This is a genomic window from Nocardioides sp. Z43_10 (assembly GCF_059766615.1).
In genome coordinates, this window is sequence record NZ_JCBAJY010000002.1 from 139,997 (window position 1) to 162,729 (window position 22,733).

The 22,733-nt window shown below is 73.1% G+C and carries 20 protein-coding genes; 4 read left to right on the plus strand and 16 right to left on the minus strand.

The annotated features are described in order from the left end of the window. Window positions 1–32 precede the first annotated feature (32 nt). From AC6EI4_RS03905 to AC6EI4_RS03915, 3 genes are read left to right on the plus strand one after another with little or no spacing between them, the layout of a single operon-like run. A complete protein-coding gene (locus AC6EI4_RS03905; RefSeq protein ID WP_498424865.1) occupies window positions 33–1,223 on the plus strand; it encodes an ROK family transcriptional regulator in 1,191 nt (396 codons plus the stop codon). Window positions 1,224–1,264: 41 nt separating this feature from the next. After that, window positions 1,265–1,903: a TetR/AcrR family transcriptional regulator gene (locus AC6EI4_RS03910; RefSeq protein ID WP_498450645.1), complete on the plus strand. Its 639-nt coding sequence runs from the start codon at window positions 1,265–1,267 to the stop codon at window positions 1,901–1,903. Between the two features lie 37 nt (window positions 1,904–1,940). Continuing rightward, on the plus strand, window positions 1,941–2,249 hold the full coding sequence (locus AC6EI4_RS03915) for an EthD family reductase (RefSeq protein WP_498424867.1): 309 nt from the start codon (window positions 1,941–1,943) through the stop codon (window positions 2,247–2,249). Window positions 2,250–2,265: 16 nt separating this feature from the next. Here the strand turns inward: AC6EI4_RS03915 and AC6EI4_RS03920 are convergent, their stop codons facing one another. The 14 genes from AC6EI4_RS03920 to groES form a co-directional block, all read right to left on the minus strand. Continuing rightward, window positions 2,266–3,357 carry a 2Fe-2S iron-sulfur cluster-binding protein gene (locus AC6EI4_RS03920; protein WP_498450646.1) on the minus strand — a complete coding sequence of 364 codons (1,092 nt, stop codon included), beginning with the start codon at window positions 3,355–3,357 and terminating at the stop codon, window positions 2,266–2,268. Next, entirely contained in the window at window positions 3,357–3,890 is a 534-nt protein-coding gene (gene paaD / locus AC6EI4_RS03925) for a 1,2-phenylacetyl-CoA epoxidase subunit PaaD (RefSeq protein WP_498450647.1), read from the minus strand. Before paaD ends, AC6EI4_RS03920 begins: the two co-directional genes overlap by 1 nt. A 2-nt stretch (window positions 3,891–3,892) precedes the next feature. Then, window positions 3,893–4,885, minus strand: a complete 993-nt coding sequence (gene paaC / locus AC6EI4_RS03930) for a 1,2-phenylacetyl-CoA epoxidase subunit PaaC (protein ID WP_498450648.1) — start codon at window positions 4,883–4,885, stop codon at window positions 3,893–3,895. A 7-nt stretch (window positions 4,886–4,892) separates the two neighbouring features. Further along, the gene (paaB, locus tag AC6EI4_RS03935) at window positions 4,893–5,174 is read right to left on the minus strand and encodes a 1,2-phenylacetyl-CoA epoxidase subunit PaaB (protein WP_498424874.1); all 282 of its coding nucleotides are present in this window, start codon (window positions 5,172–5,174) and stop codon (window positions 4,893–4,895) included. Next, window positions 5,167–6,180, minus strand: coding sequence for a 1,2-phenylacetyl-CoA epoxidase subunit PaaA (gene paaA / locus AC6EI4_RS03940; RefSeq protein WP_498424875.1), 1,014 nt, complete (start codon window positions 6,178–6,180; stop codon window positions 5,167–5,169). Before paaA ends, paaB begins: the two co-directional genes overlap by 8 nt. Window positions 6,181–6,299: 119 nt before the next feature. Further along, on the minus strand, window positions 6,300–7,883 hold the full coding sequence (guaA, locus tag AC6EI4_RS03945; protein WP_498424877.1) for a glutamine-hydrolyzing GMP synthase: 1,584 nt from the start codon (window positions 7,881–7,883) through the stop codon (window positions 6,300–6,302). 430 nt (window positions 7,884–8,313) lie between these two features. Next, on the minus strand, window positions 8,314–10,065 hold the full coding sequence (locus AC6EI4_RS03950) for a GMC oxidoreductase (RefSeq protein WP_498424879.1): 1,752 nt from the start codon (window positions 10,063–10,065) through the stop codon (window positions 8,314–8,316). After that, window positions 10,062–11,681, minus strand: a complete 1,620-nt coding sequence (locus AC6EI4_RS03955; RefSeq protein ID WP_498450649.1) for a succinic semialdehyde dehydrogenase — start codon at window positions 11,679–11,681, stop codon at window positions 10,062–10,064. Before AC6EI4_RS03955 ends, AC6EI4_RS03950 begins: the two co-directional genes overlap by 4 nt. A 96-nt stretch (window positions 11,682–11,777) precedes the next feature. Next, window positions 11,778–12,632 (minus strand): carbon-nitrogen hydrolase family protein, encoded by an 855-nt coding sequence (locus AC6EI4_RS03960; RefSeq protein WP_498450650.1) that lies wholly within the window; start codon window positions 12,630–12,632, stop codon window positions 11,778–11,780. Continuing rightward, a complete protein-coding gene (locus tag AC6EI4_RS03965; protein ID WP_498424885.1) occupies window positions 12,629–13,735 on the minus strand; it encodes a GuaB3 family IMP dehydrogenase-related protein in 1,107 nt (368 codons plus the stop codon). Before AC6EI4_RS03965 ends, AC6EI4_RS03960 begins: the two co-directional genes overlap by 4 nt. Window positions 13,736–13,749: 14 nt before the next feature. Beyond that, on the minus strand, window positions 13,750–15,279 hold the full coding sequence (guaB, locus tag AC6EI4_RS03970; protein WP_498424887.1) for an IMP dehydrogenase: 1,530 nt from the start codon (window positions 15,277–15,279) through the stop codon (window positions 13,750–13,752). Between the two features lie 54 nt (window positions 15,280–15,333). Next, complete coding sequence (locus tag AC6EI4_RS03975; RefSeq protein WP_498450651.1) at window positions 15,334–16,206, minus strand: GNAT family N-acetyltransferase; 873 nt, start codon at window positions 16,204–16,206, stop codon at window positions 15,334–15,336. Window positions 16,207–16,613: 407 nt separating this feature from the next. After that, a complete protein-coding gene (gene groL / locus AC6EI4_RS03980) occupies window positions 16,614–18,239 on the minus strand; it encodes a chaperonin GroEL (RefSeq protein ID WP_498424891.1) in 1,626 nt (541 codons plus the stop codon). 93 nt (window positions 18,240–18,332) lie between these two features. After that, window positions 18,333–18,629, minus strand: coding sequence for a co-chaperone GroES (groES, locus tag AC6EI4_RS03985; RefSeq protein ID WP_460801730.1), 297 nt, complete (start codon window positions 18,627–18,629; stop codon window positions 18,333–18,335). A 239-nt stretch (window positions 18,630–18,868) separates the two neighbouring features. Here groES and AC6EI4_RS03990 point away from each other — a divergent pair, with 239 nt between their 5' ends. Beyond that, complete coding sequence (locus AC6EI4_RS03990; protein ID WP_498450652.1) at window positions 18,869–20,053, plus strand: class I SAM-dependent methyltransferase; 1,185 nt, start codon at window positions 18,869–18,871, stop codon at window positions 20,051–20,053. A 91-nt stretch (window positions 20,054–20,144) separates the two neighbouring features. On the opposite strand, the gene AC6EI4_RS03995 is transcribed toward AC6EI4_RS03990, so the two are convergent. After that, window positions 20,145–20,744 carry a hypothetical protein gene (locus tag AC6EI4_RS03995; RefSeq protein ID WP_498450653.1) on the minus strand — a complete coding sequence of 200 codons (600 nt, stop codon included), beginning with the start codon at window positions 20,742–20,744 and terminating at the stop codon, window positions 20,145–20,147. A gap of 202 nt (window positions 20,745–20,946) precedes the next feature. Beyond that, complete coding sequence (locus tag AC6EI4_RS04000; RefSeq protein ID WP_498450654.1) at window positions 20,947–22,611, minus strand: glycoside hydrolase family 3 protein; 1,665 nt, start codon at window positions 22,609–22,611, stop codon at window positions 20,947–20,949. Window positions 22,612–22,733 lie beyond the last annotated feature (122 nt).

Sequence of the window (22,733 nt, forward strand, 5' to 3'; positions counted from 1 at the left end):
GGATCTGGACGGCGTCCACCACAGTTTTTCCCATGCCAGCACTTCGGCAGGGCGAGCGGCGTGAGCGCGCTCCCGGCTCCACGGCCGCCCTGCGCACCGCCAACCAGAGGCGCGTCCTGTCCGTGCTGCGCCGCAGCCGGGTGCCCGGCGAGGACGACGTCACTCAGGCCGAGCTCGCCCGGCTCACCGGGCTGGCCCCGGCCACGGTGTCCAACATCGTGCGCGAGCTGGGGGCAGCCGGCGTCCTGGACGTCTCGCCGGGCAGCGGCCGCCGCGGCACCGTCGTCCGGCTGGCGCGCTCGGCCGGAATGGTGGTCGGCATCGACGTCGGCCACCGGCACGTGGCCGTGGCGCTGGGAGACCTGAGCGGCCAGCTGATCCTCGAGACGCGGCGCCCGCTGGCCCCCTCGACCGGCTACGACACCGGCCTGGACGTCGCGGTCGAGCTGGTGGAGCGGCTCGTGGAGCGTTACGAGGGGCCCGGCGCCGAGATCCGCACGGTCGCCCTGGGCCTGCCCGCGCCGATCACCGACGACATCGTCCGCTCCTCGGCGATCCTGCCGGGCTGGGTGGGCATCGACGCCCGCCAGGAGGCGAGCGCCCGCCTCGGTGTGCCGGCGCACGTGGAGAACGACGCGAACCTCGGCGCGCTGGCCGAGCACCGCTACGGCGTCGCCCGGGGCCTGAGGAACTCGGTCTTCGTGAAGATCTCCTCCGGGGTCGGCTCCGGCATCATCATCGAGGACCGGCTCTTCCGCGGCAGTGCCGGGACCGCCGGCGAGCTGGGTCACCTCACCCTCGACGACCAGGGGCCGGTCTGCCGGTGCGGGAGCCGCGGCTGCCTGGAGGCCTACGCCTCCACCGAGACGGTGCTGGCGATGATGGCCGACCAGCTGCCCGGCTCGACGCTCGACGACATCCTCGCCGCCGCGCGGGGCGGCAACATGGCGGCGCTGCGCACCCTGGAGGACGCCGGGCTGCACCTCGGCTGGGGGCTCGCCTCCGTGGTCAACCTGCTCAACCCCGACGCGGTCGTGGTCGGCGGCGACCTCGCCCGGGCCGGCGAGCTGCTCCTGGAGTCGGTCCGGATCGGCCTGCGCCGCCACGCCCTCGACACCGTCGCCGCCACCCCCGTCCTCGCCAGCGCGCTGCGCGAGCGAGCCTCGATGGTCGGCGCGGTGCTGCTCGCCGCGGAGCACACCGAGCTGCTGCCGGTGGGCTGAGCGGGCTCCGCGCGGCACCGCGATGTGCCATGCTGGCCGGCATGTCGACCCCTGCGCCGGCCGGCGCCCCGCGTCGCCGGGGCAGGCCCGGACACGACCCGGACACGGTCCTCGCCCAGGCGGTCGCGCTGTTCAACAGGCAGGGCTACGACGCCACCTCGATGAGCGACCTGGCCCGCGAGCTCGGGCTGTCCAAGGCCACGATCTACCACCACGTGCCCAGCAAGACCCACCTGCTCGAGCGCGCGCTGGACGAGGCGCTGGACGCCCTCGAGCGGGTCCTGACCCGCGCCGCCGACGACGCCGATCCCGCCGGCACCGCCTACCAGAGGCTGCGGCTGGTGGTCACCGGCAGCGTCGAGACGCTCGCCGAGCACCTGCCGGCGGTGACCCTCCTCCTGCGGGTGCGCGGCAACAGCGACGTGGAGCTGGCGGCGCTGGGACGGCGCCGCCGCATCGACGAGCAGCTCGCCGAGCTGGTGGCGGACGCGGTCGAGGAGGGGGCGCTGCGCGACGACCTGCCGCCGCTGATGATCAGCCGGCTGCTGTTCGGCACCGTCAACTCACTGGCCGAGTGGTATCGCCCGCGCGGCGACCGCGAGGACGTCGCGGCGCTGGCGGCGATGGTGACCACGTTGGTCTTCGACGGCCTCACCCGCCCGGCCGAGCCCCCCATATGAGCGCAGCACCCGAGCCACCCACCACCACAGGAGCCACATGTACCGCCTGACGATCCAGTACTCCGTGCCGAGCGACCCCGAGGCCTTCGACCGCTACTACCTGGACAAGCACCTGCCGCTGGTGACGCCGATGGCCGGCCTGCGCAGCCTGACCGTGACCCGGCCCCGGCCGCTGGGCGGCGACAAGTCGGTGCACCTGGTCTGCGAGCTCGACTTCGACGACGCCGAGGCGATGAGGGCGGGCCTGGCGTCGGCCGAGATGCAGGCGGCCGCCGCCGACGGGGCCAACCTGGCCACCCCCGCGATCCTCTTCGCCGGCGAGGTCGAGGTCATCGACCTGCCCTGAGTCCGCAGGGCTGGCGTCAGGCGTCGAAGTCGACGGTGGCCCGGGCGCTGGCGGGACGCGACTGGCAGGTGAGCACGAAGCCGGCCGCCAGCTCCTCGGGCGACAGCGCGTAGTTGCGTGCCATCTCCACCTCCCCCTCGACCAGCCGCGCCCGGCACGTCCCGCACACGCCACCGCGGCAGGCGAAGGGGAGGTCGGCGCGGACCAGCTGCGCGGCCTCGAGCACCGTCGTTCCCTCCGGTACGGCGAGCGTGGTGCGCCTGCCGTCGAGGACGACCTCCACCTGGCTGCCGCCGACCACCGCCGGCGCGTCACGCCGTACGGCGGGCGGCGGGGTGTCGTCGAAGAACAGCTCGGCGTGCACCCGCTCGCGGGGCAGGCCGATCTCGCCGAGCACCGCGCGTCCCGTCTCGACCAGCGCCAGCGGCCCACAGAGCCAGGCGTGCTCGACCGCCGCGACCGGCACCAGCAGGTCCAGCAGTCGGCGCAGGCGCCCGGCGTCGAGTCTCCCGGAGAACAGCTCGACCGCGCGCGGCTCGCGGGAGAGCACGTGGAACACCTCCAGGCGCGAGCCGTGGCGGTCCTTGAGGTCGCCCAGCTCCTCGGCGAACATCACCGAGGACGTGCTCCGGTTGCCGTAGAGCAGCGTGGCCCGCCCGCCGTTGCGCAGCACCGTGCCCAGCAGCGACAACACCGGGGTGATCCCCGAGCCGGCAGCGAGGAACAGGTGGCGCCCGGCGACGTCCGGCAGCGCGCGGAAGGACCCCGTCGGGGTGCCCACCTCGACGACGTCGCCGGCGGCCAGGTCGCGCACCAGCCACCGGGAGAAGAGGCCGTCGGGGATCTCGCGCACCCCGATCCGCAGCGGCTCCCCCCCAGCGCTGCAGATCGAGTAGCTGCGGCGCTCCTCGCGGCCCTCGACCCGGCGGCGCACGACCAGCGACTGGCCCGGGTCGAACGCGTAGGCCGCGGCCAGCTCGGCGGGCACCGCGAAGGTGACCGCGGCCGCGTCCGGGCACAGTGCGCGCACCTCGGCCACCCGCAGCGGGTGGAAGGCGATCCGTCGACCCCGGGCGCGGGTCCGCGCGGCGTCCGTGATCGTCGTCATCAGCGCGCCTTCATCTGCTCGAAGGTCTCCAGACAGGCGGGGCAGCGCCGCAGGGACAGGCACGGCGTGGGGCCGAACTCGGCGACGAGGTCGGTGTCGGCGGCGCCGCAGCGCGGGCAGGCGACCCGCAGCCGGGGCGCGGCGAGCACCAGCGGCACCGGCGTCCCGACACCGGGGGCGACCACACCGCGGGCGGCGGGGCGCGGCGGGGACAGCCCGTGCTCGGCGAGCAGGCGGCGCCCCTCGTCGCTGACGTCGTCGCTGGACCACGGCGGGTCCAGCACCAGCCGCACCTCGACGTCGGCGAAGCCCCCGTCGGTGAGCACCCGCACCACGTCGTCGCGCATCGCGTCGAGGGCGGGACAGCCGCTCCAGGTGGGTGCCAGGGAGACGATGACCCGTCCCGATGCGGTCGCCTCGATCGTGCGCAGCACCCCGAGCTGGGCCAGCGTCAGCATCGGCAGCTCGGGGTCCACGACGGTGCGCGCGAGGGCCGCGGCGCGCTCCAGGGTCTCGCCCAGGGTCGCGGTCATGCTCACCACCGCCCCGACGGGTGGGCGCGTGCCACCGACTGCATCTCGGCGAGCAGCCGGCCCAGCGCCTCGGTGTGGGCGCCGTCGCGGCCCCGGCGGCCACCTGCTCCGACCCGCTGCGAGGCGGGCGGAGGCTCGACCTCGGCGGCGACGAGCACCTCGTCGAGCACGCCGTGCACCTCCGCGGCCAGCGTCGCCGGGTCCACTCCGACCCCGGCGGCCGCGACCCGGGCCTCGAGGGGGTGCGTGGCCAGCAGCTCCGCGAGGTCGGGCCACACCTCGGCGAGCGCGCTGAGTAGGCGTGCTCGCGAGGTCGCGGTGCCCTGCGCGAGCGTGACGAACCAGCGTGCGGCGTACCCGCGGTGGTAGGTCACCTCGGGCACCCCCTGGGCGGCGACCGCGGCCAGCACGGGGTCGGCGCTGGCGCGCAGGCGCTGGAGCAGGGCCAGTCGCCAGGTGGCGAGGACCAGCAGCCGGACGACGGTGCTCGCGAAGTCACCGTTCGGCGACTCGACGAGCTGCACGTTGCGGAACCCGCGCGGGTCGCGGAAGAACGCCAGCGCGTCCTCGGCCGGCACCGGCGAGCCCTCCGGCAGCGACGGCACCAGCGTCGGGTCGGCGACGGCCGCGCGGGTGAGCAGCAGCCGCGCCTGCCCGAGCAGGTCGAGGGCGATGTTGGCCAGCGCGACGTCCTCCTCGAGGTCCGGCGCCCGGCTGCACCACTCGGAGAGCCGGTGCGCGTGGATCAGGGCGTCGTCGCCGAGCATCAGCGCGTAGGCGGCCAGGTCGCCGGCGTCGACGCCGTCGGGCACGGTCGTGTCCACGCCGTCGAGCGGGTCGCTGAAGCCGGTGCCGAAGGCCCAGTGGGCGGCGTCGCCCAGCCCGTCGTGGTGCCCGTCCTGCTGCAGCCCGTCGTACACCGAGCCCGCCCCGTGCTCGGCGGGGCTGGGGCTTGCTTGGTTTGCGTGGCGCTGGTGGTCGGTCAGCTCGCCCATCGCGGCCTCACAGGTGCGGGACGTCCGCGGGGACGTCGTAGAACGTGGGATGCCGGTAGGCCTTGTCGCCGCTCGGGGCGAAGAACGGGTCCTTCTCGTCGGGGCTGGAGGCGGTGACGTCGCGCGCGCGCACCACCCAGAGGCTGACCCCCTCGTTGCGCCGGGTGTAGACGTCACGGGCGTGGCGCAGCGCCAGCTCCGCGTCCGCCGCATGCAACGACCCCACGTGCACGTGGTTCAGCCCCCGCTTCGCCCGCACGAACACCTCGAACACCTCACCCTCATCCATCGCGACCCGTCACTCCCTCGACCATTTCCGCGGCGTGTCGCGGCGCCCCTGACGGCTCGCCGGTTCCCGCGGTACGACGTGCGTAGGCGCGCGCCGCCTCCCGCACCCACGCGCCGTCCTCGTGCGCACGCCGCCGGTGCGCGATCCGCTGGGCGTTGCACGGCCCGTCCCCGGACACGACGGCCTTGAACTCGGCCCAGTCCGGCTGCCCGAAGTCGTGCGCGCCGCGGGCGTCGTTCCAGCGCAGCTCGGGGTCGGGCAGCCTCACCCCCAGTGCCGCGGCCTGCGGGACGGTCATGTCGACGAAGCGCTGGCGCAGCTCGTCGTTGGTGTCGCGCTTGATGCCCCAGGCCATCGACTGCGCGGTGTTGGGCGAGTCGCCGTCGGGGGGCCCGAACATCATCAGCGCCGGCCACCAGAACCGGTCCACCGACTCCTGCACCATCGCGCGCTGCTCGTCGGTCCCGCCCATCATCGTCATCAGCAGCTCGAAGCCCTGCCGCTGGTGGAACGACTCCTCCTTGCAGATGCGCACCATCGCCCGGCCGTAGGGCCCGTACGACGTGCGGCACAGCGGCACCTGGTTGCAGATCGCGGCGCCGTCCACCAGCCAGCCGATGGTGCCGACGTCGGCGTAGGACAGCGCCGGGTAGTTGAAGATCGAGGAGTACTTCTGCCGGCCGTCGAGCAGCATCCGGGTCAGCTCGCCCCGGGAGACGCCGAGCGTCTCGCACGCGGAGTACAGGTAGAGCCCGTGCCCCGCCTCGTCCTGGACCTTGGCCAACAGGATCGCCTTGCGCCGCAGCGACGGCGCCCGGGTCAGCCAGTTGCCCTCGGGCTGCATGCCGATGATCTCGGAGTGGGCGTGCTGGGCCATCTGGCGCACCAGCGTGCGGCGGTACCCCTCGGGCATCCAGTCGCGCGGCTCGATCCGGTCGGCGCGGGCGATGACGTCCTGGAACGACGCCTCGACCGCCTCGACGTCCTGTCCGGCTGTCCCGGCCATCTGCCACCTCGCATTACCAACCGATCGGTCGGTTCGAGTGTGGCACGCGTCACAGGAGCGGACAAGGGCTCGGGTCTACCCGCCGTCCACCCGCCGCGCCCGCACGGGGCGCAGCGGGCTCACTCCCACTCGATGGTGCCCGGCGGCTTGGAGGTGACGTCCAGCGTGACCCGGTTGACCTCGCTCACCTCGTTGGTGATGCGGGTCGAGATGCGCTCGAGCACGTCGTACGGCAGGCGCGCCCAGTCGGCGGTCATCGCGTCCTCGGAGGTCACCGGGCGGATCACCACCGGGTGGCCGTAGGTGCGGCCGTCGCCCTGGACGCCGACGGAGCGGACGTCGGCCAGCAGCACGACGGGCATCTGCCAGACGTCGCGGTCCAGCCCGGCCCGGGTGAGCTCCTCGCGGGCGATCGCGTCGGCGTCGCGCAGGATCTCCAGCCGGTCCTGGGTGACCTCGCCGATGATCCGGATGCCCAGGCCGGGGCCCGGGAAGGGCTGGCGCCAGACGATCTCGGAGGGCAGTCCCAGCTGCTCGCCGACCAGGCGGACCTCGTCCTTGAACAGCGTGCGCAGCGGCTCGATCAGCTCGAACTCGAGGTCGTCGGGGAGCCCGCCGACGTTGTGGTGGGACTTGATGTTGGAGGTGCCGGCGCCGCCGCCGGACTCCACCACGTCGGGGTAGAGCGTGCCCTGCACCAGGAACGCGACCTTCTCGCCGGCCTCGGCCGCGTCGCCGAGGACGGCGGCCTCGGCGCCCTCGAAGGCGCGGATGAACTCGCGGCCGATGATCTTGCGCTTCTCCTCGGGGTCGGTGACCCCGGCGAGGGCGTTCAGGAAGGTCTCGGCCGCGTCGACGACGTGCAGCGAGACCCCGGTGGCGGCCACGAAGTCGCGCTCGACCTGCTCGGCCTCGCCCTTGCGCAGCAGGCCGTGGTCGACGAAGACGCAGGTCAGCTGGTCGCCGATGGCGCGCTGGACCAGCGCCGCGGCGACGGCCGAGTCGACGCCGCCGGAGAGACCGCAGATGGCGCGGCCGGACTCGCCGACCTGGGCCCGGATGGACTCGACCTGCTCCTCGACGATGTTGACCATCGTCCAGGTCGGGCGGCAGCCGGCGATGTCGTGCAGGAAGCGCTCGAGCACCTGCTGGCCGTGCTCGCTGTGCAGCACCTCGGGGTGCCACTGGACGCCGGCCAGGCCGCGCGAGGTGTCCTCGAAGGCGGCCACCGGCGTGACGTCGGTGGAGGCGAGGACGTCGAAGCCCTCCGGCGCCGCGGTCACGGAGTCGCCGTGCGACATCCAGACGCGGTGCGCCGCGGGGATGTCGGCGAGCAGCGTGCCACCGTCACCGATGGTGACCTCGGTGCGCCCGTACTCGCGCACGCCGGTCGGCGAGACCTCGCCGCCGAGGCCCTTGGCCATCAGCTGGAAGCCGTAGCACATGCCGAACGCCGGGACCCCCGAGGTGAAGATCGCCGGGTCGATCGAGGGCGCGTTCTCGGCGTACACCGAGGACGGGCCGCCGCTGAGGATGATCGCCTTGGGCTCGCGGGCGAGCATCTCGGCGACCGGCATCGTGTGCGGGACGATCTCGGAGTAGACCTTGGCCTCACGCACCCGGCGGGCGATGAGCTGGGCGTACTGCGCCCCGAAGTCCACGACGAGGACGAGGTCATGATCGTGCGGTGTCACGGTGGACATCGACAGGGCGCCCTTTCGACGGCGTACGGCGGCCCTGCGAGTCTATCGAGCACGACTCCGCACCGAGCATTGGCCCGTGAACGCACCAGGGCCCGGCCGGGGAGGGAGGGTGGCCGGGCCCTGATCGTCCACACGCCTGGAGACAGCGCGCGGACAGCGGATCCGGCGTGTGGGAGGGAGCTTGACTGCCGGATCCGACTGCTCAACGAGGTCTGCAAACGCGGGTTACGGGGGCTCTGGGGAAAATACTTCGCCTCTGCACAGAGCCCTCGTCGCCGGCGGAGTGCGGCCACCACCGGCACAGCCCCGCGACCCGTCAATGCCTCCTCGACATGCCGCAGAAATGGTCGAGGGAGTGACGGGTCGCGGGGCTTGGGGCTGGGCTGGGGCTGGGGTGGGCTTGTTGCCTGGGGCTCTGCTCCTGGGTGGGTCAGCTGACGCCGACGATGGGGAGGCGCAGCGCGCCGGGGGCGGTGGGGGGTACGGCGGGCGCCCGGGGCGCGACCGGCTCGACGCGGCGGTAGGGGCTGCCGGGCTCGGGACGGGGGTCGGCCTCGCCCTTGTTGGGCCACAGCGCCATCGCCCGCTCGGCCTGGGCGGTGATCGTCAGCGACGGGTTCACCCCCAGGTTCGCCGAGATCGTGGAGCCGTCGACGACGTGCAGCCCGGGGTGGCCGTGCATCCGCTGGTAGGGATCCACCACGCCCGTCTGCGGGGTCTCCCCGATCGTGCAGCCGCCGATGAAGTGCGCGGTCATCGGCCGGTTGAACGGCTCACCGAGCGTCCCGCCGGGGGTGCCCTTGAGGATCCGCGCGATCCGCCGTACCGCCTGGTTGGCCGCGGGGATCCAGGTCGGGTTGGGCGCACCGTGGCCCTGCGTGGAGGTGAGCCGCCAGCCGACCGGGGTTCTGCGCACCGAGGTGGTGATGGAGTTGTCCAGCGTCTGCATCACCAGCGCGATCACGGTCCGCTCCGACCAGTGCTTGAGGTCGTAGAGCCCGAGCACGTTGCGCCGTTCCTTCCACAGCTCCTTGAGCCACACCCGCCAGCGCGGCAGCGGGCCGTCGCCGTCGGTGAGCACCGTCTGCAGCAGCGCCATCGCGTTGGAGCCCTTGCCGTAGCGCACCGCCTCGATGTGGGTCTGGGCGTCGGGGTGGAACGACGAGGTGATCGCCACCCCCTGGCTGTAGTCGACCGACAGGTCCGGGGCCAGCGCCCCGAGGATCGCCTCGGAGTTGGTACGGGTCAGCACGCCCAACCGGTCGGAGACCCCCGGCAGGTCCCCGGTCGCCTTGAGCCGGTGCAGCAGCTTCTGGGTGCCCAGCGCGGCCGCGGAGAAGATCACCTGCTCGGCGGTGTAGCTGCGCACCGCGCTGCGCCGGGAGGCCTTCGCCTTCGTCCAGCGCGCGTCGACGCGGTAGCCGCCCCCGGGCATCGGGCGGACCCGGGTGACCGTGGTCAGCGGGTGCACCACCGCGCCGGCCTGCTCGGCGAGGTAGAGGTAGTTCTTCACCAGCGTGTTCTTGGCGTTGTGCCGGCAGCCGGTCATGCACTCCCCGCAGCCGATGCACGCGGTGCGCTCCGGGCCGACGCCGCCGAAGTAGGGGTCGGCGACCCGGTCGCCCGAGGCCTCCGCGGCCGACTCGCCGTCCGGCCCGTCCGGGCCCGAGGGGCCGCCGAAGAAGACCCCGACCGGCGTCGGGGTGTAGGTGTCGGCCACCCCCATCTCCTCGGCGACCTGCAGCATCACCTCGTCCGAGGGCGTGTGCAGCGGGTTCTGGACCACGCCGAGCATCCGCTTGGCCTGGTCGTAGAACGGCGCGAGCTCGGCCTTCCAGTCGGTGATGTCGGCCCACGCGGGGTCGCGGAAGAAGCCGTCGCCGGGCTCGTAGAGCGTGTTCGCGTAGACCAGCGACCCGCCCCCCACCCCGGCGCCGGCGAGGATCACGCAGTCCCGGACCGCGTCGATGCGCTGGATCCCGTAGCAGCCTGCCTCGGGCAGGTAGAGCCAACGCTTGAGATCCCAGGAGTTGCGGGCGAAGTCCTTGTCCTCGAAGCGCGCCCCCGCCTCCAGGACCGCGACCTTGTAGCCCTTCTCGGTGAGCCGCAGCGCGGAGACGGAGCCACCGAAGCCGGACCCGACGATGAGCACGTCGTAGTCGTAGTGCTGCTCTCGGCTCATGCGCGGCCGAGCTTCTTCATCAGGCGCAGGTTGGCGGTCATCACCTTCGCGTACGCCGCGTCCGACATCCCGAGCATCGGCGCGAACCGGATCAGCCGCTGCACCGCGACCGACTGGGTCTCGGTGTAGCGCAGGACGCCCTCGGCGCCCTGGCGGCGCCCCATCCCGGACTGCCGCATCCCGCCCATCGGCGCGTCGATGCTGGCGAAGGTGGCACCGAATGCCTCGTTGACGTTGACGGTGCCGCACTTGATGTGGCGGGCAAGGGCGCGAGCGCGCGTGGTGTCACGGCTGTAGATCGAGGCGTTGAGCCCGTACTCCCCCGCGTTGGCACGGGCGATCGCGTCCGCCTCGTCGTGGAAGCGGTAGAGCGCGATGACCGGACCGAAGGTCTCGTCGCCGAAGCAGGTCATCTCCGGGGTGACGCCCTCGAGGATCGTCGGCTCGAAGAAGAAGGGTCCGAGGTCGGGGCGGTGCCGGCCACCGGCGAGCACCCGCGCGCCCTTGGCGACCGCGTCGTCGACGTGGGCCTGGACCACCTCGAGCTGCTCGGCGGAGATCAGCGAGCCCATGTCCACCCCCCACTCCAGGCTGGCGCCGAGCGTCATCGCCTGGGTACGAGCGACGAAGCGCTCCACGAACCGGTCGTAGACCTGGTCGGCGACGAACATCCGCTCCATCGAGACGCACAGCTGTCCGGCGTTGGAGAAGCTGGCCCGTACCGCGCCCTCGGCGGCCTTCTCCAGGTCGGCGTCGCGCAGCACGAGCAGCGGGTTCTTGCCGCCGAGCTCGAGCGAGCAGCCGATCAGCCGCTCGGCGCACTGCGCGGCGACGCGCTTGCCGGTGGCGGTGGAGCCGGTGAAGCAGACGTAGTCGGCGCGGTCGATGATCGCGGTGCCGACCCGCGAGCCCGGCCCGGCCAGGACCTGCCACAGGTCCGGTGGGAACCCGGCCTCCTCGAGCAGCTGCGCGGCCAGCAGCGCCGAGAGCATCGTCTGCGCGTCCGGCTTGGTGATCACCGCGTTGCCGGCCAGCAGCGCGGGCAGGCCGTCGCACAGCGCCATCGTGAAGGGGTAGTTCCACGGCGAGATGATGCCGACGATTCCCTTGGGGACGTGGTTGACCTCGACCCGGGTCAGGCCGGGGACCACGCCGAGGCGGCGCTCGGTGGACAGGTGCGTGTGCGCGGTGCGGGCGTAGTAGCGCGCGGTCAGCGCGATGTGCAGCGGCTCGTCGAAGGCGTGCTTGCGGGCCTTGCCGGACTCCAGCACGATCAGGTCGATGATCTCGTCCTGGCGGTCCAGGACCAGGTCGTGCAGGCGCATCAGCGTCGCCGCCCGCTCCTCCAGCGACGTCCGTGCCCAGGCCGCCTGGGCGCGGCGGGCGCGGACGAAGGCGGTCTGGACGTCGGCGTCGCTGGACTGCGGGATGTGCGCCAGCGGCTGCCCGCTCAGCGGCGAGCTCACCGGCTTGCTCTCGCCGGAGGTGGCGAGGATGCGCCGGGTCAGCGCGTTGACGTAGTCGGGCTCGAGGGCGTACGCCGCCGTCGGGTCGTGCTCGGGGTCGGCCGGGCCATGCAGCAGCGGGTCGTTCCCCCGGGGGCTCTGGGCGCTCATGTACCGAGAGTATGTGACCCGCGTCTCCGAAACTACCCTCGGGTAGCAAGGTGTAGCGTTTGACACATTCGCTGGACCTGTAAACGCTTTCCGCGCTCAGCCGCGCAGCCTCGGCCCCAGGTCGTCGCGGTGGTCGTGGTGCATGGGGTGGGTGGCCCGGGTCGAGGCGACCACCGCCGGGTCCAGGTCCGCGATCGCCAGGCCGGCCTCCTCGCCCAGCCTGGCCAGCGGCCGGCCCTCGGGGTCGTATACCGCGGAGCCGCCGATGAACTCCGCTCCCCCGCAGCGCCCGGTCAGCCCGGCGAACACGACGTACATGCCGTTCTCCACCGCCCGCGCCGGGTAGTACAGGTCGCGCCGGTGCGCGCCGCCCGGGAAGTACGCCGCGGAGTTGAGGTAGCCCAGCGCCCCGTCGTCGGCGGCGGCCCGGGCGTGCTCGGGGAAGCAGCCGTCGTAGCAGACGCTCAGCCCCAGCTCCACGCCGTCGACGGTGATCGAGGCGCCGTGCTCGCCGGGCACGAAGAACTCCCGCTCGAGGGGGACGAGGTGCTGCTTGTCGTAGGGGGCGGTGACGGTTCCCTCGGGGCGCACCACCAGCTGCGCGAGGGTACGGCGCGCCAGGCCGTCGCGCCCGCCGCCGTCGAGGCCGCCGCCCAGCGCGGTGCCCCGGACGCGGCGCAGGGCGGTGCTCACCACCACCACGCAGTCGGCGTCCGTGGCCGCGGCTCGCAGCGGGTCGAGCCAGGCACCGTCGAGCTCGTCGTCGCCCGGGATCGGGCCGGCGAAGGCGTCGACGTCGTAGCCGGTGAGGAACGCCTCGGGCAGCACCAGCAGCCGCACGCCCTGGCCGCCCGCGAGCTCGGTGAGGCGGGCGGCGGTGGCGACGTTGCGCGTCACGTCGCCGGCGACCGAGACGGCCTGGCCGGCCGCCACCCGCAGCACCGGGCTCACCCGACGATGACCTCGATGCGCTGGAACTCCTTGAGGTCGGTGTAGCCGGTGGTGGCCATCGCGCGCTTCAGGGCGCCGACCAGGTTCATCGTGCCGTCGGCCATCCGGGAGGGGCCGAACAGGATCTCCTGCAGGGTGCCGACCGGCTCGAACTCCACGCGCTCGCCGCGCGGCAGCTCGCCGTGCCAGGCCTCCGCGCCCCAGTGGAAGCTGCGCCCCGGGGCGTCGGTGGCACGCGCGAACGGCGAGCCGACCATCACCGCGTCGGCGCCGCAGGCGATCGCCTTGGTCAGGTCGCCGGAGCGGCCGATCGAGCCGTCGGCGATGACGTGGACGTAGCGCCCCCCGGACTCGTCGAGGTAGTCGCGGCGCGCGGCCGCGACGTCGGCGACCGCGGAGGCCATCGGCACCGCGACGCCGAGCACGGTGCGGGTGGTGTGCGCCGCGCCGCCGCCGAAGCCGACCAGCACGCCGGCGGCGCCGGTGCGCATCAGGTGCAGCGCCGCCTGGTAGGTCGCGCAGCCGCCGACGACCACCGGCACGTCGAGCTCGTAGATGAACTCCTTGAGATTCAGCGGCTCGGACTGCGAGGAGACGTGCTCGGCCGAGACCGTCGTCCCGCGGATCACGAACATGTCGACGCCGGCGTCGACGACGGTCTTGGCGAACTCCTTGGTGTGCTGCGGCGACAGCGCTCCGGCCACGGTGACGCCCGCGTCGCGGATCTGCTGGAGCCGGGCGGTGATCAGCTCGGCCTTGATCGGCTCGGCGTAGATCTGCTGCATGCGGCGCGTCGCGTCCACCCCGCGCAGGGTGGCGACCTCCTCGAGCAGCGGCAGCGGGTCCTCGTAGCGCGTCCACAGGCCCTCGAGGTTGAGCACCCCGAGGCCGCCGTACTCACCGAAGGCGATCGCGGTCTCCGGCGACATCACCGAGTCCATCGGGGCCGCCAGGATCGGCAGGTCGAAGCGGTAGGCGTCGATCTGCCAGGCGATGCTCACCTCCTCGGGGTCGCGGGTACGGCGCGAGGGGACGATCGCGATGTCGTCGAAGGAGTAGGCACGCCGGCCGCGCTTGGCCCGGCCGATCTCGATGTCGGTCATGTCGATTCCTGTCGTCAGATGCCGTGGTAGTTGGGCGACTCGACGGTCATCTGCACGTCGTGGGGGTGGCTCTCCTTGAGCGAGGCGGAGGTGATCCGCACGAAGCGGCCCTTCTCCTGCAGCTCGGGCACGGTCCGGGCGCCGACGTAGAACATCGACTGCGTCAGGCCGCCGACGAGCTGGTGGGTGACGGCGCCGAGCTGTCCGCGGTAGGCGACCTGGCCCTCGATGCCCTCGGGGACGATCTTGTCGTCGCTGGTGACCTCGGCCTGGAAGTAGCGGTCCTTGGAGTAGGACTTCTTCCCGCGGCTCGACATCGCCCCGAGCGACCCCATGCCGCGGTAGGCCTTGAACTGCTTGCCGTTGACGAAGACCAGCTCACCGGGCGACTCCTCGCAGCCGGCGAGCAGGGAGCCGAGCATCACCGCGTCCGCGCCGGCCACCAGGGCCTTGGCGATCTCGCCGGAGTGCTTCATGCCGCCGTCGGCGATGACCGGGATGCCGGCCGGGCGGCACGCCAGGGACGCCTCGTAGACGGCCGTGACCTGGGGTACGCCGACCCCGGTGACCACGCGCGTCGTGCAGATCGAGCCGGGTCCGACGCCGACCTTGACCGCGTCCACGCCGGCGTCGACGAAGGCCTGGGCCCCGGCGCGGGTGGCGACGTTGCCGCCGATGACCTGCACGTGGCGGGTGCCCGGGTCGGTCTTGAGGCGGCGCACCATGTCGAGCAGCAGCCGGACGTGACCGTGCGCGGTGTCGGCGACCAGCACGTCGGCGCCGGCCTCGATCAGCCGGGTGGCCCGCTCCCAGGCGTCGCCGAAGTAGCCGATGGCCGCACCCACCATCAGTCGGCCGTCGGCGTCCTTGGTGGCGTGCGGGAACTGCTCGGACTTCACGAAGTCCTTGACCGTGATCAGGCCGGCGAGGCGGCCCTGCTCGTCGACCAGCGGCAGCCGCTCCTTCTTGTGCCGGCGCAGCAGCAGGGTGGCGTCGTCGCGCGAGATGCCGATCGGGCCGGTGACTAGGCCCTCGCTGGTCATCACCTCGGAGACCTTGGTGGTCGACCACTCCGCGACGGGGGTGAAGCGCAGGTCGCGGTTGGTGATGATGCCGAGCAGGTGCTGGCCGGCGTCGACGACGGGGAGCCCGGAGACCCGGAACTCGCCGCAGATCTTGTCCAGCTCCTCCAGCGTCGCGTCCGGGCCGATCGTGATCGGGTTGGAGATGATGCCGGTCTGGGTGCGCTTGACGAGGTCGACCTGGTAGGCCTGGTCCTCGATCGAGAGGTTGCGGTGCAGCACGCCGAGCCCGCCCTGGCGGGCCATCGCGATGGCCATCCGCGACTCGGTCACGGTGTCCATGGCGGCGGAGACCAGCGGCACCTTCAGGCTGATCTCCCGGGTGAGCCGGGAGGTCGTGTCGATCTCGGACGGCGCCAGGTCGGACTCACCGGGGAGCAGCAGGACGTCGTCGTAGGTGAGGCCGAGTGCCGCGAACTTCTCGGGGACTCCGTCGGATGCGCCAGCGGGAGCAGAGGTCAAGGTTCCACGAGCCTTTCGTGTGGCAGGAGGCCCCCAGTCTATCGGCGCGCCCGCTCAGAGCCCCAACGGCTTGAGGTCGCGCACCGGCACCCGCACGGTCAGCACCTCGGCGGCCATCCGGATCCGTCCGCGCAGCCCCGCCGCCAGCACCATCGGAAGCACCGCCTGGTTGTCGGCGCGGGTGGCGAGCACGATCTCCGCGGCCCCCTGCCCGGAGGCCAGCCGGGCCGCGTCGGTGAGCAGGCGGGTGCCGATGCCGCGGCGCTGCCAGGCCGGGTCGACGCGGAGGGTGACCTCGCGGACCCCCGGCTCGTCGCCCTCCGCCTGCACCTGCGCCAGCCCGACCACGGTCTCGTCGACGACCGCCGAGATCGTGTCGCCGCTCAGCTCGTAGGACGGGGTGGCCCCGGTACCGAGGCGCCGGGCCAGGTTGGGCACCAGCGCCGCCTCGCGGCTGCGGTGCAGCACGTCGCTGACCAGGTCGGCCAGCGCGGCCCCCCGGGCGTGCTCGGTCGCGGTGAACGGCGCCGTGCGGCGTACCTGCACCTGCACGTCGCCGACGGTGAGGTCCATGACGTCCTGGACCGGGGCGCCCCGGCCGGCGGGATCCGCCTCCGCGTCGAAGAGCTGGGCCACCACCTCCGGGAACCCCGCCGGGCTGGCCAGGATCGTCCGGGCCGCCTGGACGTAGCGGGCCGGCTGGTCCACCAGGGCCGCCTCGGTGCAGGCGAGCACCTGGACCGCCTGCACCCCCGAGCCCTCGACCAGACCGACGAGGTCGCCGACGCCCCAGTCGTCGGGCGTGCGCAGCACCAGCTCGTCGGTCACCGACCCGACCCCCGGGAAGATCTGCAGCCCCAGGATGTTCACCCCGGCATCGCCACAGCCGCGCGCCAACACGGCCAGCGCGCCCGGTCGGTCAGGCATGTTCGTGCGGACTCTCCAGAGCATCGCTCTCCTCCTCAACAGCAAAGACCCCAGCCTGCGCTGCGTGCGTTGCCGGTGAGCGTCCACGGTGTTTCGGGCCCGTGACGGCCGCCGCCCGCCCCCGCCGCCCGCCCCCCACCGTTTGGTCCCCAACGGAGGCAAATCCGGGCCCAGACATGCCGTCTCTGCCCAATCGGCGCCCATCACCGGGCGCCACGGCGGAAAGGGCCGCCGTTTGGTCCCCAACGGAGCGAAAACCGGCCCAGCAGCCACCGTCTCCGCCCAATCGGCGCCCCCAGCACCCACCCGCCACTCCCCCGCCCCAGCACCACCCCCAGAAACACACAGCACTCCCCGGCCGAGGTTCGGCCGGGGAGTGCTGGTGGTGCGGTGAGGAGTGGTACGGCTCAGTGGCCGTGACCGTGCCCGTGGCCGGCAGCGGCCGGGGCGTCGTCCTCGTCCTCGGGCTTCTCGACGACCAGGGTCTCGGTCGTGAGCAGCATGGCGGCGATCGAGGTCGCGTTGACCAGCGCGGAGCGGGTCACCTTGACCGGGTCGAGCACGCCCTGGGCGACCAGGTCGCCGTACTCGCCGGTGGCGGCGTTGTAGCCGTTGCCCACCCCGAGCTCGCGCACCTTGGTGGTCACCACGTAGCCGTTCTCGCCACCGTTCTCGGCGATCCAGCGCAGCGGCTCGTCGGCAGCCTTGCGTACGACGCGCACGCCGGCCGCCTCGTCGCCCTCGAGGCCGAGGCCGTCCTCGAGGACCTTGACCGCGTGGATGAGGGCGGAGCCGCCACCGGCGACGATGCCCTCCTCGATCGCGGCGCGCGTCGCGGAGACGGCGTCCTCGATGCGGTGCTTCTTCTCCTTCAGCTCCACCTCGGTGGCGGCGCCGACCTTGATCACGCAGACACCGCCGGCCAGCTTCGCGAGGCGCTCCTGGAGCTTCTCGCGGTCCCAGTCGGAGTCGGTGTTCTCGATCTCGGCCTTGATCTGGTTGACGCGACCCTCGACCTCGGCGGCGTCACCGGCGCCGTCGACGATGGTGGTGTTGTCCTTGGTGATCACGACGCGACGGGCCTGGCCCAGCACCTCAAGACCGACCTGGTCGAGCTTGAGCCCGACCTCGGGCGCCACGACCTGACCACCGGTCAGCGTCGCGATGTCCTGCATCATCGCCTTGCGGCGGTCACCGAAGGCCGGAGCCTTGACCGCGACGGCGTTGAACGTGCCGCGGATCTTGTTGACCACCAGCGTCGACAGGGCCTCGCCCTCGACGTCCTCGGCGAGGATGAACAGGGGCTTGCCGGACTGGATGACCTTCTCCAGCAGCGGCAGCAGCTCGGCGACGGCCGAGATCTTGCCCTGGTGCAGCAGGATGTAGGGGTCGTCGAGGACGGCCTCCATCCGCTCGGGGTCGCTGACGAAGTACTGCGAGATGTAGCCCTTGTCGAACTGCATCCCCTCGGTGAACTCCAGCTCGGTGCCCATGGTGTTGGACTCCTCGACGGTGATCACGCCGTCCTTGCCGACCTTGTCGAAGGCCTCGGCGAGCAGCTCGCCGATCACGCTGTCGCGCGAGGAGATGGTGGCCACCGAGGCCATGTCCTCCTTGGACTCCACCTCGCGGGCGGCGTCGCGCAGCGCGGCGCCGACGGCCTCGGCCGCAGCGTCCATGCCGCGCTTGAGGCCCATCGGGTTGGCGCCGGCGGCCACCGCGCGCAGCCCCTCGTGCACCATCGCCTGGGCGAGGACCGTGGCGGTCGTCGTCCCGTCACCGGCGATGTCGTTGGTCTTGGTGGCGACCTCCTTGCACAGCTGGGCGCCGAGGTTCTCGAACGGGTCGTCCAGCTCGATCTCACGCGCGACGGTGACACCGTCGTTGGTGATGGTCGGGGCGCCCCACTTCTTGTCGAGGACGACGTAGCGGCCCTTCGGGCCGAGCGTCACCTTGACGGCGTTGGCGAGGGCGTCGACACCGCGCTCGAGCGCGCGGCGGGCGTCCTCGTCGAACTCCAGGATCTTGGGCATTGCTCTCCTCGTGAACGCGATCGGGCCGTGCTCCCGAGGAACGCGCCCTCCTCAGCGGGAGGGCGCGTCCTCAGGCACACGACCCAGGGAAAATCAGGAAACGATAGCGAGGACGTCGCGACCGGAGAGGATGAGGAACTCCTCGCCGGCGTACTTGACCTCGGTGCCGCCGTACTTGCTGTAGATGACCTTGTCGCCCACGGAGATGTCCATGGGGATGCGCTCGTCGCCGTCCTCGTTGAAGCGGCCGGGGCCAACGGCCACGACCTCGCCCTCCTGGGGCTTCTCCTTGGCGGTATCGGGGATGACCAGGCCGGAAGCCGTGGTCTGCTCGGCGTCAAGGGGCTTGACGACGATGCGGTCCTCGAGAGGCTTGATGTTGACCGACACGATGTCGACCTCCACTTTCTCCACTAGGTCTTGACTCGAAGTGGGAGCGCTCTTCAATCGAGACCGCTCCGGCACGTGTTGAGCCTGCTCGGAGGTACGCCGTCGCGGGGGTCGCACTTCGTTGCAAGCACTGGCACCCTCAGGGTGAGAGTGCCAGAACAGACGTTAGCACTCGACCTGACGGAGTGCCAGAACGGTCGGCCCGTGGAGCGCCATCCGGCCTCTGAGAGGATCCAGGGGTGGACCTCGACGACTTCCGCTGGCTGCTCACCGACACCGGCCAGCGCGTGCTGGAGCAGGCCACCCACGCGTACGCCGACGCGGCCGGCGACCCGGTGCGCTCCGCGGCCGCGGTACGGCGCATCGAGGCCGACCCCGCCCACGCCGCCGCCGCGCTCACCCAGGTCCAGCTGCGCGCCCGGGCCGTCGCCAAGCTCGGCGAGCGGGCAGTGCGGATGTACTTCACCCCCGACGCCCTCGAGCAGGCCACCCGGCACCGCGTCGCCCAGCACCGGGCGGCCCGGCTCGCCGCCGCGGCTCCCTCCTCCGTGGTGGACCTGGGCTGCGGCATCGGCGGGGACCTGATCGCCTTCTGCGAGGCCGGCCTGACCGCCGCCGGGGTCGACCTGGACCCGGTCCGGGTGGCGGTGGCCGAGGCCAACCTCGCCGCGCTCGGGCTCGAGGGGGCGGTGATGGTCGCCGACGTCACCCAGGTCGACACCGAGGCGTTCGGGGTGGCCTTCGCCGACCCCGCCCGCCGCTCGGCGCGCGGCCGGATCTTCGACGTGGAGGGCTGGACGCCCCCGTGGCCGTTCGTCACCGGGCTGCTGGCCCGGCGCTCGGTGGTCAAGGTGGCGCCCGGGATCCCGCACGAGCTGGTCCCCGACGGCGTCGAGGCGGAGTGGGTCAGCGACTCCGGGGACGTCAAGGAGGCAGCGCTGTGGTCGCCGTACCTGGCCACCACCGCACGCCGGGCGACGGTGATCGGCGACCGCGGGCTGGCCACGCTCACCGACGAGGACGATCCGTTCGTCGGCCACGACCGGCCGGTGCGTGCGCTGGGGCGCTACCTCTACGAGCCGGACGGGGCGGTGATCCGCGCGGGCCTGGTCACCGCGGTGGCGGCCGGCGTGGGCGGCGGGCTGCTCGACGAGCACATCGCCTACGTGACCGGCGACGACGCGTTCGGCACCCCGTTCGCCCGCGGCTACGAGGTGCTCGAGGAGCTCCCCTACCGGGAGAAGCCGCTGAAGGCGGCGCTGCGTGCGCGTGGCGTCGGCCGGCTGACGATCAAGAAGCGCGGCGTCGACATCGTGCCCGAGCTGCTGCGCAAGCGGCTCGGGCTGACCGGCGACAACGAGGCGACGCTGGTCCTCACCCGGCTCGCCGGCAAGGGCGTCGCCCTGCTGGTGCGTCCCCTGTGAGCCTCGGCTCCCGGGCTGGGACATGACGAGGACGGCCGGGCGGTGACTGTGCACCGCCCGGCCGTCCGGGTCGTGGGGTGAAGCGGGGCGATCAGGCGCCGGCGGGGGCTGCCCGGCGACCGGTGGTGCCCTCGGCCTCCAGCGCGTTGACCTTCTTGGCGTGGCGCATGCCGAGCCCGGCGAGGATCAGCAGGGCGGCGGCGCCGACGAAGGCGGCGATCGCGGCGTAGCCGGCGATGGTGCCCATCGTGGCGAAGGCGAAGCCGTAGAGCAGCAGGCCGCGCAGGGTGTTGCCCATGAACAGCGACTGGCGCAGGGCGCCCAGCTCCGCGACCTCGGCCGGGTCGGCCTCGGGGTTGGCGTTGGCGGCCATGAACTCGCCGCTGACCTCTTCGTAGGTGCGGTTGTCGCTGGAGGCGTTCATGTGGACCAGGATGTAGTGGTCGGCGAAGGCGCGGGCCTGGTTGCCGGTGGTGAGCTTCTGGCCGGCGTACTGGTCGAGGGCCTCGTGCTGCTCCTTGGTCTCCAGCGCCTCCTTCTCCGGCATCGTGATGTCCTGGGCCGCGAGCTGGTCGTGCACCTGGTCGTTGATGAAGACGTTGGCCCAGGTGAGCAGGCCGCCGGCGGCGAGAAGGACGACGGCCAGCAGGATGCCGGTCCACGAGATCAGCTTGTCGAGTGCAGAGCGCACGGGGTTCTCCTTTGCGAGGTGCAGGGAACCCAATGTCCCTGCCGGTGATGACTTGAACGCTAGGTGCACCCGAGCAGCGCTCTCAGGGGCTTCGGGTCCGAACAGGAGTGGCTGCAAGGCCCCCCTTACCCGGGACAAGATGGGCCCGAAGGTCCCGTGACCGACGGACCGAAAGACCCTGGAGGGCGGGACAGTGCCCGCGTCAGCAGCGGGGCGGGCGCAGTCCGGCGACCGGTACCGGGACCCGACCGGTCGCCCGATCCCGGCCGCTGAGCACCCCGACGAGCGCCCGCATCGCGCCGGGAGTGGCGCCGTAGGTGGCCAGCCGGACCGGTGCATCCGAGCTGGCCAGCACGTACGGCGTGTCGGTGGCGACCGTGACGTCGCTGCCGGCGCGCGGCCGGTCGCCGTACCCGAGCACGTCGACGCGGGTCCCGCCCGGACCCACCCGCAGTCCCGCCCGGCGGGCGGCTCGGGTCAGCTGCGTGCGCCCCTGGGGGTCCCCGGTCGGGGTCACGGTGGCGCCGACGTGGCGGGCCCGGCACCGTCCCCGCACGACGGTGACGGCGGCCCGGGACAGCGCGGCGGACGCGCCCGCGTCGGGTGCGCGTCGCCGCCCGGACGACCCGGTCGCCTGGTGGCGCAGCAGCGCGATCTGCCGGGCGGCCGCCTGCTCCAGGCGCCGGCGCGGCAGCTCACCGGCACGGACGGCGCGGATCAGCCCGGCGCGGGCGGCGGCGGGATCGGGCGGTGTGAGCACCACGTCGGCGCCGGCGCGGACCGCGGCGACCGCGGCCGACGCGGAGTCGTGGGTGGCGCTGATCCCGGCCATGTCCAGGGCGTCGGTGACGACCAGCCCCTCGAACCCCATCCGCTGACGCAGCAGACCGGTGATCACCGGTCGCGACAGCGACGAGGGCACCCCCGGGTCGACCGCCCGCACGTCGAGGTGGGCGACCATCAGCGCCGACGCGCCCGCCTGCACCAGGCGCCGGAAGGGCAGCAGGTCGACGGCCCCGAGCTGCCTCAGCGAGCGCCGCTGGACCGGCAGCGTGCGGTGGCTGTCCTCGGCGACCGAGCCGTGCCCGGGGAAGTGCTTGGCCACCGGGAGGACGCCCGCCTCGGCCAGCCCCGCGACACCGGCGAGCACCTGGCGCGCCACCAACCGCGGGTCGGAGCCGGCCGCCCGGGACCCGATCGTGGGGTCCTGCGGCCCGCTGGTGACGTCGGCGACCGGCGCCAGGTCGACGGTGAAGCCGAGCCGGCGCAGCTCGCGGCCCAGGTGCCGGTGGGTGGCCCGGGTCAGCGGCGCCCGGTCGGCCGCCCCGGTCGACATGAACGACGGCAGCTCGGTGACCCCGTGCCGCAGGCGGGCCACCAGTCCGCCCTCCTGGTCGACGGCGATGAACAGCGGCCAGCCGCGCGAGCGTGTGGCGCGGCGCAGGGCGGCGTTGGCCGCGCGGATGCCGGCGGCGGAGTCCACGTTCTCCTCGAAGGCGACCACCCCGCCCAGGTGCAGGCGGCGGACCAGGTCCACCGGCGCCCCGGTCCCGTCGTAGCGGGCCACCACCAGCTGGCCGGCCAGCGCCGGCAGCGGCAGGCGGCGTACGTCGCGCGCGGCGCGGTCGAGCTGGGCGGCGCTGGGCCCCCAGCCGGGACGCAGGCCCAGCCCGGCCGCGGCGCCGTCGCTCGAGCCGGCAGGGTCGGGGGCGGGCGTCGGCGCGGACTCGGCCGGGGTCGACGCGGACTCCGCGGGGGCCGGGGAGGCTGGGGCGGGTGCCTCGGCGTCCCGCTCGACGGGGGTGGCGGAGCAGCCGACGACGAGGAGCGCCGCAGCGAGGGACAGGCCGGTGCGAGAAGACAGCATCGCCGTCCATGGTGCCAGCCGGAGGGTGGGTGCGGCGATCCGGCGGGGGTCGGGGCTGCGCCGCTCGGAGCGCACGCAAGCGGACGCGAGCCCAGGGCGATCCCGCGGTGTGCGGGAGCCCT